At 70.9% G+C, this 12,594-nt stretch carries 11 protein-coding genes and 1 riboswitch; of the genes, 7 read left to right on the top strand and 4 right to left on the bottom strand.

The window, feature by feature from the left end; genetic code table 11:
• Positions 1 to 15 precede the first annotated feature (15 nt).
• Both ACIRQ7_RS01275 and ACIRQ7_RS01270 read left to right on the top strand, forming a co-directional pair.
• Positions 16 to 726 (top strand): phosphatase PAP2 family protein, encoded by a 711-nt coding sequence (locus tag ACIRQ7_RS01275; protein ID WP_404259004.1) that lies wholly within the window; start codon positions 16 to 18, stop codon positions 724 to 726.
• A gap of 210 nt (positions 727 to 936) precedes the next feature.
• On the top strand, positions 937 to 1,227 hold the full coding sequence (locus ACIRQ7_RS01270) for a hypothetical protein (protein ID WP_404259002.1): 291 nt from the start codon (positions 937 to 939) through the stop codon (positions 1,225 to 1,227).
• Positions 1,228 to 1,283: 56 nt separating this feature from the next.
• On the opposite strand, the gene ACIRQ7_RS01265 is transcribed toward ACIRQ7_RS01270, so the two are convergent.
• From ACIRQ7_RS01265 to gcvT, 4 genes are all read right to left on the bottom strand, one after another.
• Complete coding sequence (locus ACIRQ7_RS01265; protein WP_404259000.1) at positions 1,284 to 2,666, bottom strand: L-serine ammonia-lyase; 1,383 nt, start codon at positions 2,664 to 2,666, stop codon at positions 1,284 to 1,286.
• 594 nt (positions 2,667 to 3,260) lie between these two features.
• Complete coding sequence (gene glyA / locus ACIRQ7_RS01260; RefSeq protein WP_401463228.1) at positions 3,261 to 4,520, bottom strand: serine hydroxymethyltransferase; 1,260 nt, start codon at positions 4,518 to 4,520, stop codon at positions 3,261 to 3,263.
• Positions 4,521 to 4,593: 73 nt separating this feature from the next.
• Positions 4,594 to 4,971 (bottom strand): glycine cleavage system protein GcvH, encoded by a 378-nt coding sequence (gene gcvH, locus ACIRQ7_RS01255; RefSeq protein WP_401463230.1) that lies wholly within the window; start codon positions 4,969 to 4,971, stop codon positions 4,594 to 4,596.
• Between the two features lie 98 nt (positions 4,972 to 5,069).
• Positions 5,070 to 6,197, bottom strand: coding sequence for a glycine cleavage system aminomethyltransferase GcvT (gene gcvT / locus ACIRQ7_RS01250; RefSeq protein WP_404258998.1), 1,128 nt, complete (start codon positions 6,195 to 6,197; stop codon positions 5,070 to 5,072).
• Positions 6,198 to 6,354: 157 nt separating this feature from the next.
• A riboswitch (glycine riboswitch) is annotated at positions 6,355 to 6,450 on the bottom strand.
• Positions 6,451 to 6,994: 544 nt separating this feature from the next.
• Between gcvT and ACIRQ7_RS01245 the strand changes: the two genes are divergently transcribed.
• The 5 genes from ACIRQ7_RS01245 to ACIRQ7_RS01225 all read left to right on the top strand — a co-directional run bounded on the left by ACIRQ7_RS01245 (position 6,995) and on the right by ACIRQ7_RS01225 (position 12,573).
• Positions 6,995 to 7,582 (top strand): AAA family ATPase, encoded by a 588-nt coding sequence (locus ACIRQ7_RS01245; RefSeq protein WP_404258996.1) that lies wholly within the window; start codon positions 6,995 to 6,997, stop codon positions 7,580 to 7,582.
• Between the two features lie 149 nt (positions 7,583 to 7,731).
• Positions 7,732 to 8,541, top strand: coding sequence for an enhanced serine sensitivity protein SseB (locus ACIRQ7_RS01240; protein ID WP_401463236.1), 810 nt, complete (start codon positions 7,732 to 7,734; stop codon positions 8,539 to 8,541).
• Between the two features lie 60 nt (positions 8,542 to 8,601).
• Positions 8,602 to 9,399: an enhanced serine sensitivity protein SseB C-terminal domain-containing protein gene (locus tag ACIRQ7_RS01235; protein WP_401463238.1), complete on the top strand. Its 798-nt coding sequence runs from the start codon at positions 8,602 to 8,604 to the stop codon at positions 9,397 to 9,399.
• Positions 9,400 to 9,783: 384 nt separating this feature from the next.
• Positions 9,784 to 10,782 carry an ABC transporter permease gene (locus ACIRQ7_RS01230; RefSeq protein ID WP_401463240.1) on the top strand — a complete coding sequence of 333 codons (999 nt, stop codon included), beginning with the start codon at positions 9,784 to 9,786 and terminating at the stop codon, positions 10,780 to 10,782.
• Between the two features lie 42 nt (positions 10,783 to 10,824).
• Positions 10,825 to 12,573 carry an ABC transporter substrate-binding protein gene (locus ACIRQ7_RS01225; protein WP_401463242.1) on the top strand — a complete coding sequence of 583 codons (1,749 nt, stop codon included), beginning with the start codon at positions 10,825 to 10,827 and terminating at the stop codon, positions 12,571 to 12,573.
• The last annotated feature ends 21 nt before the right edge of the window (positions 12,574 to 12,594 follow it).

The following is a 12,594-nucleotide window of genomic DNA, read 5'->3' as shown; positions in this document are numbered from 1 at the left end:
CGGTCCCGGCCGGCGGTGGCACCCCACCCGGCGGCACCGCCACGGGGCGGCCCCCGGCCCGCGCTGCTCGTCGCCCTCGCGGCCGTCTGCGCGGCGCTCTTCGCCGCCGCGGCCGTCGTCGTGGCCGTACGCCACGGCGCGCCCCTCGCCCCCGAACAGGCCGCCCACGACTGGTCGGCGGCACACCACGGTGAGCCGCTGCGCTCGCTGGCCCGTGCGCTCACCGCGACCGGCAGCGGCCCCGTTCCGTACGCGATGGCGGTGCTCGCCGGGCTGCTGGCCGCGCGCGGCACCCTCGGCCGGCTCCGCGCGGTGGCCTGCGCCGTGGTCGTTCTCGCGGTCGGCCAGGCGATCCGCTACGGCCTGATGGAACTGCTCGCCCGCCCCCGCCCGCCACAGGCCGACTGGGCGGGGCGGGCCTCCGGCTACTCCTTCCCCTCCGGCCACGCCACCACCGCCGCCCTGGCGGCCGGGCTGCTGGCCTGGGGTGTGCTGCACCGCGCCCGCCCCGGCACCGCCCGCACCTGGTGCGCGGTGCTCGCCCTGTGGGCCCTCGGCGTCGGCGTCACCCGCGTCTATCTGGGCGTCCACTGGCCGGGCGATGTGCTGGCCGGCTGGCTGCTGGCCACCGCGCTGCTCGCTCTGGCGCTGCTCGCGGAGCCGTTCGCCTTCCGCCACCCGGGGCCGCCCCGATCCCCCGACTCGCCCTCCACGCCCACCAGTTGACCCGACGCGCACCGCGCGTCCCCCGCCACACGCCCCCCTCACGGCGCACCCCGCCCCGCAGCGCGCCATGAATGGTTGACGATCGGACCAGGTCTTCCCCAAGTCCGCATGGACGCGGGTCGCACCGAGCAGCACTGTCCTGGACACCGGGGGCGGGCCGGCACAACGGGCGGCGCCACCGGTCGGCACACGCGCCACCAGGGGGACTCCATGGATCAACCGCTCGGCAACCCACGCATCCCACTCGCCCCACCGGGCCCGCACAGCCGCTGCGCCGCCGCCGTCGCCGAGGACCCGGTGCCCTGTGAGGGCCCGCACGACACCGCCACCATCGTGGACCGCCTCGGCAGGGAGGTGGCCGGCTGCGTCCAGCACTGCGCGCGTCTGCTGGCCGGTCTCGACGGGGCCCGCGTGCACCCCTTCGTCCCGGCGCACCATGCCCTGGACATCTACTCCCGGGCCCGCGAACTCCCGCCCTCCGCCTGGGAGATCGGCAGATAGCGCGAACGCCGGACGGGTGCGCCGGGGCCCGGCCCCGGGCGCACCCGTCCGCCTGCTCAGCACTCGATGATGTTCACGGCCAGTCCGCCGCGCGCCGTCTCCTTGTACTTGACGCTCATGTCGGCGCCGGTCTCCTTCATGGTCTTGATGACCTTGTCGAGGGAGACGTGGTGGCGGCCGTCGCCACGCAGCGCCATGCGGGCGGCGGTGATGGCCTTGACCGCCGCCATGCCGTTGCGCTCGATGCACGGGATCTGGACGAGTCCGCCGACGGGGTCGCAGGTCAGACCGAGGTTGTGCTCCATGCCGATCTCGGCGGCGTTCTCGACCTGCTCCGGGGAGCCGCCGAGCACTTCGGCCAGGCCGCCGGCCGCCATGGAGCAGGCGGAGCCGACCTCGCCCTGGCAGCCGACCTCCGCGCCGGAGATGGAGGCGTTCTCCTTGAAGAGCATGCCGATGGCGCCGGCGGCGAGCAGGAAGCGGACGACGCCTTCCTCGTCCGCGCCGGGCACGAAGTTGATGTAGTAGTGCAGGACGGCGGGGATGATGCCGGCCGCGCCGTTGGTGGGCGCGGTGACGACCCGGCCGCCGGCCGCGTTCTCCTCGTTGACGGACATCGCGTAGAGGGTGACCCACTCCATGGCGTGCGCGAGCGGGTCGCCGTCGGAGCGCAGCTGGCGGGCGGAGTTCGCGGCCCGGCGGCGCACCTTGAGGCCGCCGGGGAGGATGCCCTCCTGGGACATGCCGCGGCTCACACAGGCCTGCATGACCTGCCAGATCTCCAGCAGGCCGTCGTGGATCTCCTCTTCCGTACGCCAGGCCTTCTCGTTCTCCAGCATCAGCGCGGCGATGGACAGGCCGGTGTCCTGGGAGAGCCGCATCAGCTCGTCGCCGGTGCGGAAGGGGTACTTCAGGACGGTGTCGTCGAGGACGATGCGGTCCTCACCGACCGCGTCCTCGTCGACGACGAAGCCGCCGCCGACCGAGTAGTAGGTCTTCTCCAGGAGCGGGGCGCCGGTGCCGTCGTACGCGAAGAGGGTCATGCCGTTGGCGTGGTAGGGCAGGGCGCGGCGGCGGTGCAGGATCAGCTCGGTCGACTCGTCGAAGTCGATCTCGTGGGCGTCCCCTATTTCGGCGCCCATCAGCCGCAGCCGCTTGGCCGTGCGGATCCGCTCGACCTCGGCGTCCGCGTTCTCGACGTCGACGGTGCGGGGGGAGTGGCCCTCCAGGCCGAGGAGTACGGCCTTGGGGGTGCCGTGGCCGTGGCCGGTGGCACCGAGCGAGCCGAACAGTTCGGCGCGTACCGAGACCGTCTGCGCGAGGAGACCGTCCTTCTTGAGGCGTCCGACGAACATGCGGGCGGCACGCATCGGACCGACCGTGTGCGAGCTGGAGGGGCCGATGCCGATGGAGAAGAGGTCGAAGACGGAGATGGCCACGGTGGCGGACTCCCTTGTCTGCTCGTGGTGGACGGTGGAGCAATGGGGCAGGAGGTACGTTTCTGCGCCGACTGTCGAGCGTAACGCGGACCCGGCGCTGTGCCGTCGGACGGGAACCGTCGGGCGGCCGTCGTCGGGCGTAAGGGCAGGTGACGGCAGGGCTTCGGCTGCCGGGGTGTGGGGGCGGGTGACCCTTGGGGCCGGTGCGGCACGGGGCCGGACCCGGTCGGTCCCGGCCCGGCCCGGTGGGCGTCGTCACCGGCCCGTAGGGCCCGGAGGGAGCGGTCCCGGACGGCGGCCGGAGCGATGTCCGGGCCGCCGGGAAGGATGCCACGGCCGCCGGAATCGGGGCTGCCGGGCGCGGTGACCGGCGCCGTCCCGAGCCGGAAGGCGCTCGTCCACCGGGCGGGGGCGGCCTGCCGGCGCAGGCCGCCCCCGCCCTTCGAAGGGGAAAGGGACGGGGGTGCGGGCGGCAGGCCCGGAACCCACGGCCCCGGGCCCGCTCGTCCCCGGTCCGCCGGATGTCCGGCGGACCGGGCCCTCACGTCGTGCATCGCGTCACGTGACCCGGCTCACGCCGGACCGCGTCCCGTCTCAGAGCGACGGGTAGAGCGGGTGCTTGTCCGCCAGCGCGCTGACCCGGGCCTTGAGCGACTCGGTGTCGTAGGACGGCTTCAGCGCCTCGGCGATGATGTCGGCGACCTCGCGGAAGTCCTCCTCCTGGAAGCCGCGGGTGGCCAGCGCCGGGGTGCCGATCCGCAGGCCCGAGGTGACCATCGGGGGCCGCGGGTCGTTCGGGATGGCGTTGCGGTTGACCGTGATGCCGACCTCGTGGAGGCGGTCCTCGGCCTGCTGGCCGTCCAGCTCGCTGTTGCGCAGGTCCACCAGGACCAGGTGCACGTCGGTGCCGCCGGACAGGACGGACACGCCGACCTCGGTGACGTCCGGCTGGACGAGGCGCTCGGCGAGGATGCGGGCGCCGTCCAGGGTGCGCTGCTGGCGCTCCTTGAAGTCGTCGGACGCCGCGACCTTGAAGGACACCGCCTTCGCCGCGATGACGTGCTCCAGGGGGCCGCCCTGCTGGCCCGGGAAGACCGCCGAGTTGATCTTCTTGGCGAGTTCCTGGGTCGACAGGATCACACCGCCGCGCGGACCGCCGAGGGTCTTGTGCGTGGTGGTGGTGACGACGTGCGCGTGCGGCACGGGGGAGGGGTGCAGACCCGCGGCGACCAGACCGGCGAAGTGCGCCATGTCGACCATCAGGTAGGCGCCGACCTCGTCCGCGATCCGGCGGAACTCGGCGAAGTCCAGCTGGCGCGGGTACGCGGACCAGCCGGCCACGATCAGCTTCGGGCGGTGCTCCTTGGCGAGGCGCTCGACCTCTTCCATGTCGACCAGGTTCGACTTCTCGTCGACGTGGTAGGGCACCACGTTGTAGAGCTTGCCCGAGAAGTTGATCTTCATGCCGTGGGTCAGGTGCCCGCCGTGCGCGAGGTTCAGGCCCAGGATGGTGTCGCCCGGCTTGATCAGCGCGAACATCGCGGCGGCGTTGGCCTGCGCACCGGAGTGCGGCTGGACGTTCGCGGCCTCGGCGCCGAAGAGCGCCTTGATCCGGTCGATGGCGATCTGCTCGACGACGTCGACGTGCTCACAGCCGCCGTAGTAACGGCGGCCGGGGTAGCCCTCGGCGTACTTGTTGGTCAGGACCGAGCCCTGGGCCTCCATGACGGCGACCGGAGCGAAGTTCTCCGACGCGATCATTTCGAGGGTGGACTGCTGACGGTGGAGCTCGGCATCGACGGCGGCGGCGACGTCGGGGTCGAGATCATGGAGGGAGCTGTTGAGAAGCGACATGAGTCTTCCTGGAGAGGTCAGGGGGCGCGAAGCACTTCCCCGCGGGCGGTGGCGGGACGGCGGGCCGGGTGGCTCAGCCGGTGACGAAGGCGGCGTACTCGTCGGCCGAGAGCAGTTCGCCCGGCTCGCCCGAGATCTTCACCTTGAAGAGCCAACCGCCCTCGAACGGGGCGGAGTTCACCAGCGAGGGGTCGTTGCTGACGTCCTCGTTGATCTCGGTGATCTCGCCGTCCACAGGCGCGTAGAGATCACTGACCGACTTGGTCGACTCCAGCTCACCGCAGGTCTCGCCCGCGGTGACCGTGGTGCCGACCTCAGGAAGCTGCACGTAGACGACATCGCCGAGCGCGTTCGCCGCGTGCTCCGTGATGCCGACCGTCGAGACGCCGTCCTCGGCGACCGACAGCCACTCGTGCTCCTTGCTGTAGCGCAGCTGCTGGGGGTTGCTCATGGCTCGATTCTCCTGTACGCGAAGGGGTGATCGTGAAGGGGGTCTTGCACAGTGAGACGCGCGGTGCGTGCCGGGGCACGCCTGCCGCCCGTGTGGCGCTACTTCTGTCGCTTGTAGAACGGCAGCGCCACGACCTCGTACGGCTCATGGCTTCCACGGATGTCCACCGCGACACCCTCGGTGCCCGGTGTGGCGTAGGCGGCGTCGACGTACGCGATGGCGAGCGGCTTGCCGAGGGTGGGGGAGGGCGCACCGGAGGTGACCTCGCCGATGACGGTGCCGTCGGCGGCGACGACCGGGTAGCCGGCGCGCGGGACACGACGGCCCTCGGCGATCAGGCCGACCAGCTTGCGCGGCGGGGCGCTCTCGGCGCGCTCGGCGGCCGCGGCCAGCGCGGTACGGCCGACGAAGTCGCCGTTGTTGGAGGTCTTCTCGAATTTCACGACCCGGCCCAGGCCCGCGTCGAAGGGGGTGGTGGCGGAGGTCAGCTCGTGGCCGTAGAGCGGCATGCCCGCCTCCAGGCGCAGCGTGTCGCGGCAGGACAGCCCGCAGGGGATGAGCCCGGCGTCCTTGCCGGCCTCGGACAGCGCCTCCCAGAGGGCGACCGCGTCGGCGGGCCGTACGAACAGCTCGAAGCCGTCCTCGCCGGTGTAGCCGGTGCGGGCGATCAGTGCGTCGATGCCGGCGACCGTGCCGGGCAGCCCCGCGTAGTACTTGAGGCCGTCGAGGTCGGCGTCCGTGAGGCCCTTGAGGATGCCCGGGGACTGAGGCCCCTGCACCGCGAGCAGCGCGTAGGCGTCCCGGTCGTCGCGGATCGCGGCGTCGAAGCCCCCCGCCCGCTCGGTCAGCGCGTCCAGTACCACCTGGGCGTTGGAGGCGTTGGCGACGACCATGAACTCCTGGTCGGCGAGCCGGTAGACGATCAGGTCGTCGAGGATGCCGCCGGCGGCCTCGCAGATCATGGTGTAGCGGGCGCGACCGGTCTTGACGCCGCCGATGTTGCCGACCAGCGCGTAGTCGAGGAGGTCGGCGGCCTGCGGGCCGGTGACGGTGATCTCGCCCATGTGGGAGAGGTCGAAGAGGCCGGCGCGGGTGCGGACGGCGACGTGTTCGTCGCGTTCGCTGCTGTAGCGCAGCGGCATGTCCCAGCCGGCGAAGTCGGTCATGGTCGCGCCGAGCGCGCGGTGCGTGGCGTCGAGCGCGGTGAGGCGGGGGGCATCTGTCATGGTTCTGGGCTCCCAGGCATGGGTGACAGGACGTTCTCCCCATCTGTCATCGGAACCTGAGAGGTTCACCGGGAGTCCGTCCGCGAAGAACGACCCGGTTTGCACCTTGGGTGGAGCCGCCCCCTGAAACCGGGCACTGCTCGCTTTTCAGATCTGCCTCGCCCGCGCGGTATCGGGGCCTGAGAGATTCAAGGGAGGACTTGCTCCTTCGGCGCCCCGCCGTGGCGGCCGGGGACTCTCCCGCGCGGATTCAAGCGGCCGGTATGGAGTTGGCCGTGCACGGTCGAACGAAGGTGTGCACGTGGCGCCGACATCATTGCACGGGATCGCCTGATGCAGGAGCCCTGGCCGCCGGGCCGCCCCGCGCCCCGCCCGCACCCGGGTCCCGTCCGGCGGACCGGGCCCGGCGCGCGGCGTCCGGCAGACACTTCCCGTACGCCTCGGGGCCCGGCGGACCCCGTCGCGCTGCCTCGCTCCTCCGCCCGGCGGCTGCCCGCACACCGGCCCCGCGCCCTGATCCGCCCCGATCCGGGCTGCTCCGCACGGCAGGCACCGGGGGACGGATCGGACAATCGCCTTGATGCGCATTACCTTTTCTTGACACTCTGCGGGTAGGGGACGGGCTCGAACCGGAACCGAACCGGACCGGGAGGGCGATCACGGTGCACAGCGAAGCGGCATTCGCGGCAACTTCAGGGGTCGCGCCCACGGAACCCATCACTCCCGCGGCACCGCCGGAGCTGCCCCGGCCCAGACGCGCGCCCGCCGCCGTCCGGCCCGGACGCGGCGCCACGACCATGGACCTGCGCGGCGCCCGGGGCGATCGCCCCGCGGCCGAGCTGCGCTTCCCCGCGGGCGATCTGGTGGTCGTCTCCGGTCTGCCGGGCAGCGGCAAGAGCACCCTCATGCACCGCATCGTGCCGCCGCTGGACGGCCGGGGCGCCGCGGTGCACCGCATCGATTCGCAGGACGTCCGCGTCCGCTGGGAGCGCGGCCGGCTGCGCCGCCTGCCGTACGCCCTCTACCGCCCGCTGGTCCGGGCCTCTCACTACCTCGGCCTGCGCCGGGCGCTGCGCTCCGGCGACAGCGTGGTCGTGCACGACTGCGGGACGCTCGCCTGGGTGCGCCGCTGGATCGCCCGGTCGGCCGGGCGGGGCGGGCGCGGGCTGCATCTGGTGCTGCTCGATGTGCCGCCGGAGGTGGCGCTGTCCGGCCAGGAGTCGCGCGGGCGCGGGGTGTCGGGGTACGCCTTCGCCCGGCACCGCAGGGCGGTGGGCCGGCTGGTCGGCGAGGCCGAGGCGGCCCGCCTGCCCAGGGGCTTCGCGTCGGCGGTGCTGCTGGACCGGGCGGCGGCGACCGCGCTGGAGACCGTCCGCTTCGACTGACTTCGACCGGAGCGGTACGCCGCCGGGCCCGGTCCGCGCCCGAGCGGACCGGCCGGCCGTACCTGCCCGCGCCCAACCCCTTTCGAACACCCCGTCGTCTCCCGCTAGGGTCGTTTGCCAGACAGTGCGGTTCGGAACGGGTGGGCACGATGACTTTTCAGGGGAACGTCCCCGAGCAGGGGATACCGCAGCTGGCATGGCCTGCGAACGAGCTCGAAGAGGTGCTCTCCGCCTCGGTGGGGCATCCGGGCGCCGGTGGCCGGATCGTTGAGGTCCTGGGCCGCAGCCGGGTCTGGGTGCCGCTGCCCAACGGCGGCGGTCCGGAGAGCGCGGGGATGGGTGCCGGCGGGCTCGACCTGCCGACGGTGGAGATCGGCGGCGCGGCGTTCGTCCCGGTCTTCAGCTCCGAGCAGGAGTTCCTGCGGGTGGTCGGCACCCATATGTCCTTCACCGTCGCGCCGGCCCGGGAGTTCGCCCGCGGCCTGCCGCCGCAGATCGGTATCGCCGTCAATCCTGACGGGACGGTCGGTGTCCCGCTGGGGCCGCCCGCGGTGGCCGAACTGTGCCGGGTGGGGCGTACGGAGGCGGACGGTCCGGCGAGCGGCGGACGGGTGCGGCTCTTCGAGCCGGACTGGCAGGACGAGCCGGTGGACTTCCTGGCCGCTGCCGGACTGGAGTTCTCCGGTGCCGGATTTGTCCTGACTGCCCGGCGTGCCCTGGCAAGTGTCGAGGCCGACACGCCCGCGCTGTTCGTCGGTGTTCAGGTCGAGGCGACCGCCGCCGCACTGCACGACGGCACCGCCCGGGAGGCGGCGCTGGCAGCCCTGGGACGTGCGCTCGGCGCCGTGCCGGTGCGCTGGCCCGTACAGCTCGTCATGCTGGACATCGCCATGGGCGACCCGGTCGCCGACTGGATGCTGCAGCGCGTGCGGCCCTTCTACTCTCGGGACCACTCGTAAGCTGGTTGGATGACGGCGGGCGCACCCCAACGTGCCCTGCAGAGTGAAGGGACGGACCACGTGAGCGCGGGTGCGCAACAGGGAGCGGCCGCGGCCGGACAGGTCGAGCAGATGCTGCAACAGGTCTCGCCCGGTCGCTATGACGCCTATGAGGCGTTGCTGCACGCACTCGCCGCCGGACAGGTCTGGATGCTGCTGTGGCAGGGCCGGGCCGGAATGCCCGACGCGCAGTACGGAAACATGGAGGTCGAGGGCCTCGGCTACGCGCCGTGTGTGACCTCGGCCCCCGAGCTCGCCGCGTCCGGCTGGAACCGCGATCACGAACTCGTCACCGGCCTCGACATCGCCACCACCCTCTTCCCCGACCGCTGGGGCCTGTGGCTGAATCCGCACGCCGTCGGCGGCGGGGTGGGTATCCCGTGGCTGGATCTCCGCCGGATCGCCGGCGGCCTCGACCGGCTGCCCGCCGGCCCGCTGCGGATCTCCGAACCGGCCATCGACATTCCGCAGTTCTATGCACTGCTCTCGCAGAATGCCCACCGGACGCCCGCTGTGCGGTCCTTGCGCAGGGCCTGGGTGCAACCGGCCCTCGGTGCCCCTTATCTGGCGATCGGGCTGGATCTGTACGACACCGGCCAGCACGCCGTGGATTCGGTGCGGTTGATGATCCAGCAGTCGATCGGTGCGGTGCCGGACGGTCTGCCCGTCTCGACCGTCGCGATGAACGACGACTACGACCCCGTCGGGATGTGGATGCGGGCCTCCGCGCGCCCCTTCTTCGACCGCGACGGCTACGGGCGGCCGCCCGGCCAGGCCCCGGCCCCCGCGCCCTCCTACGGCTACCCCCGCCCGTACTGACCGCACCCCGAGGCGGGCGCCGCACCGCCGTCCTGGCCTGAATTCGCCCCATGTGCCCCGCGGTTGAGCCGCGCTTCCGGGGCTGATCCTTCCGCTCAGCCGGGCCGTCTGTCCGTATAACGGAAGCCCGTGGGCCACATCACAGTTACGCATCCATTCACCGCCAGGGCTGGTGAGTGATCGCGAATCGGATGAAGACTCCCGGCATCAGAGGGCGTCGCCCCTTGTACGAGCGTCATCTCCACCGGCGTCGTGTGAACCTCCGAGCTGTCGTGCCGGGCGCTTCGGCGATGTCCGAGCGACATGCACCAGTGATCTGAATCAGGCCGCTTCAGCGGCGGGCGTGGGCCGAACCACCGTCGGCCGAGAGGGGTCAAAAGCACCGTGACCGCACCGATCGAGACCACCGCGGCGGCTGCTCAGGCGCAGCCGGAAGCGGTGCTGAAAGGCGTGGCGAGCAAGCGCATCGAGGGGCGCTCGCTCGGGCAGATCGCGTGGCTGCGCTTCCGGCGCGACAAGGTCGCGGTGGCGGGTGCCATCGTTGTCATCCTGCTCGTCCTGACGGCCGTGCTCTCGCAGCCCATCCAGGCGGTGTTCGGGCTGGACCCCAACGCCTTCAACCAGAAGCTCATCGATCCCGAACTGCTCTCCCCCAAGGGAGCCCTGGGCGGCATCAGTTGGGAGCACCCGCTGGGCGTCGAGCCGCAGACCGGCCGCGACATCCTGGCCCGCATCATCGAGGGCTCCTGGGTGTCGCTGGTGGTCGCGGCCGGTTCCACCCTGCTGTCGGTGGCCATCGGCGTGGTGATGGGAGTGGTGGCCGGCTTCTACGGCGGCTGGGTCGACAGCGTCATCAGCCGGCTCATGGACACCTTCCTCGCCTTCCCGCTGCTGCTGTTCGCGATCTCCATTTCCGCGTCCCTGCAGAACGGCGCGTTCGGGCTGGAGGGGCTGCCGCTGCGGATCGCCGTCCTGGTCTTCGTGATCGGCTTCTTCAGCTGGCCCTACATCGGGCGCATCGTGCGGGCCCAGACGCTGAGCCTGCGCGAGCGGGAGTTCGTCGCGGCGGCCAAGTCCCTCGGTGCGCGCGGACCGTTCATCCTCTTCCGGGAACTGCTGCCGAACCTGGTCGCGCCGATCCTCGTCTACGCCACGCTGCTGATCCCGACGAACATCCTCTTCGAGGCGGCGCTGAGTTTCCTCGGCGTCGGCATCGCGCCGCCGCAGGCGTCCTGGGGCGGCATGCTCACCACGGCCGTGGACCTCTACCAGGTCGACCCGATGTTCATGGTGATCCCCGGTATGGCGATCTTCATCACCGTGCTGGCCTTCAACTTGCTGGGTGACGGGCTGCGTGACGCGCTCGATCCCCGCAGTAAATAACTGCGGCTGCGCCGCATCGACCGAGCGAGGGGTGTGCTCAGGATGAATACCAGGAAGACGGCCGCGGTGATAGCGGTGGCCGTGGCGACCGCGGTGGGCGCTTCGGCCTGCAGTGGTGGCGGCGGCGCCACCGGCAGCGGTGGGGGCAAGGCCGACGCGGGCATGTCCAGCATCGTCAACAAGTCGGACAAGAAGGGAGGGACGGTCACCTACGAGCACTCCAGCGGCCCCGACTCGCTCGACCCGGGCAACACGTATTACGGCTGGGTGCAGAACTTCTCCCGGCTGTACGGGCGTTCGCTGGTGACGTTCAAGCCCGCCCCCGGCAAGAAGAGCCTGGAGATCGTCCCTGACCTGGCCACCTCGCTCGGCAAGGCCAGCAAGGACGCCAAGACCTGGACGTACACCCTGCGCAAGGGCGTGACGTACCAGGACGGTTCGAAGATCACGTCCAAGGACGTCAAGTACGCCATCGAGCGCAGTAACTTCGCGCCCGAGGCCCTCTCCAACGGCCCGACGTACTTCAAGTCGTACCTGGAGGGTGGCGACAAGTACAAAGGCCCCTACAAGGACAAGTCGGCCGAGGGTCTGAAGTCCATCGAGACGCCGGACGACCAGACGATCGTCTTCCACCTCAGCAAGCCGTTCGCGGACATGGACTACCTCGCCTCCTTCTCGCAGACGGCTCCGGTGCCGCAGAAGTCGGACAAGGGCGCGGAGTACGTGAAGAACATCGTTTCTTCCGGCCCGTACAAGTTCCAGTCCTACAACGAGAGCCGCGGCGCCACGCTGGTCCGCAACCCGAAGTGGGACCAGAAGTCGGACCCGATCCGCAAGGCGCTGCCGGACAAGATCGAGCTGAAGTTCAACGTGAACGTCACCACGCGTGACGAGCACCTGCTGAACGACACCATCACCGCCGACATCGCCGGTACCGGGCTGGAGGCCAAGACCCAGCCGAAGGTGCTGCCCAAGCCGGCGGAGAAGGCGAAGACGGACAACCCGTACGCCGGCGCCACCTCGTACCTGGCGATGAACCTGCACGTGAAGCCGTTCGACAAGATCGAGTGCCGCAAGGCCGTGCAGCTCGCCATCGACAAGGCCGGTGTGGTCGACTCCATCGGCGGCCGGCCGAAGGGCGACCCGGCGAGCACCCTGATCCCGCCGTCGGTCAGCGGCTACAAGAAGTTCGACCTGTACAAGACGCCCGGCAACAAGGGTGATCTGGCGAAGGCCAAGGACCAGCTGAAGCAGTGCGATCTGCCGAAGGGCTTCAAGACCACGCTGACGGCGCGTTCGGACCGTCCCGACGAGGTCACCGCCGCCACCCAGATCCAGGGCACGCTGAAGAAGATCGGCATTGACGCCGAGATCAAGACCTTCCCGGCGGACAAGTACTTCACCGACTACGTCGGCGTCCCCGAGTACGTCCACAAGAACAAGATCGGCATGATGATGATGGCCTGGGGTGCCGACTGGCCCACCGGCTACGGCTACCTCGAGTCGATCATCAACGGTGCCGCCATCAAGCCCTCCGGCGGCAACAACCTGATGGAACTCGACGACCCCAAGATCAACAAGGCGATGGCCGAGGGAATCGGCACGCTGGACGACGCCAAGCGCGAGAAGATCTGGGGCGACGTCGACCAGATGGTGGCCGAGAACGCCTCCGCGGTGCCGCTCTTCTACCGCAAGAACCTGCTGTACCGGCCCAACTCCGCAGCCAATGTCACCGTCACCGAGGCCTACCTCGGCATGTACGACTACGTGCTGATGAGTTCCACCAAGTAGGCCCGAATTCCAGAGCATTCA

This window comes from Streptomyces sp. NPDC101393 (assembly GCF_044767385.1).
GTDB lineage: Bacteria > Actinomycetota > Actinomycetes > Streptomycetales > Streptomycetaceae > Streptomyces.
The sequence above is the reverse complement of the archived record's forward strand: the minus strand, read 5'-3'. Positions and strand labels throughout refer to the sequence as shown.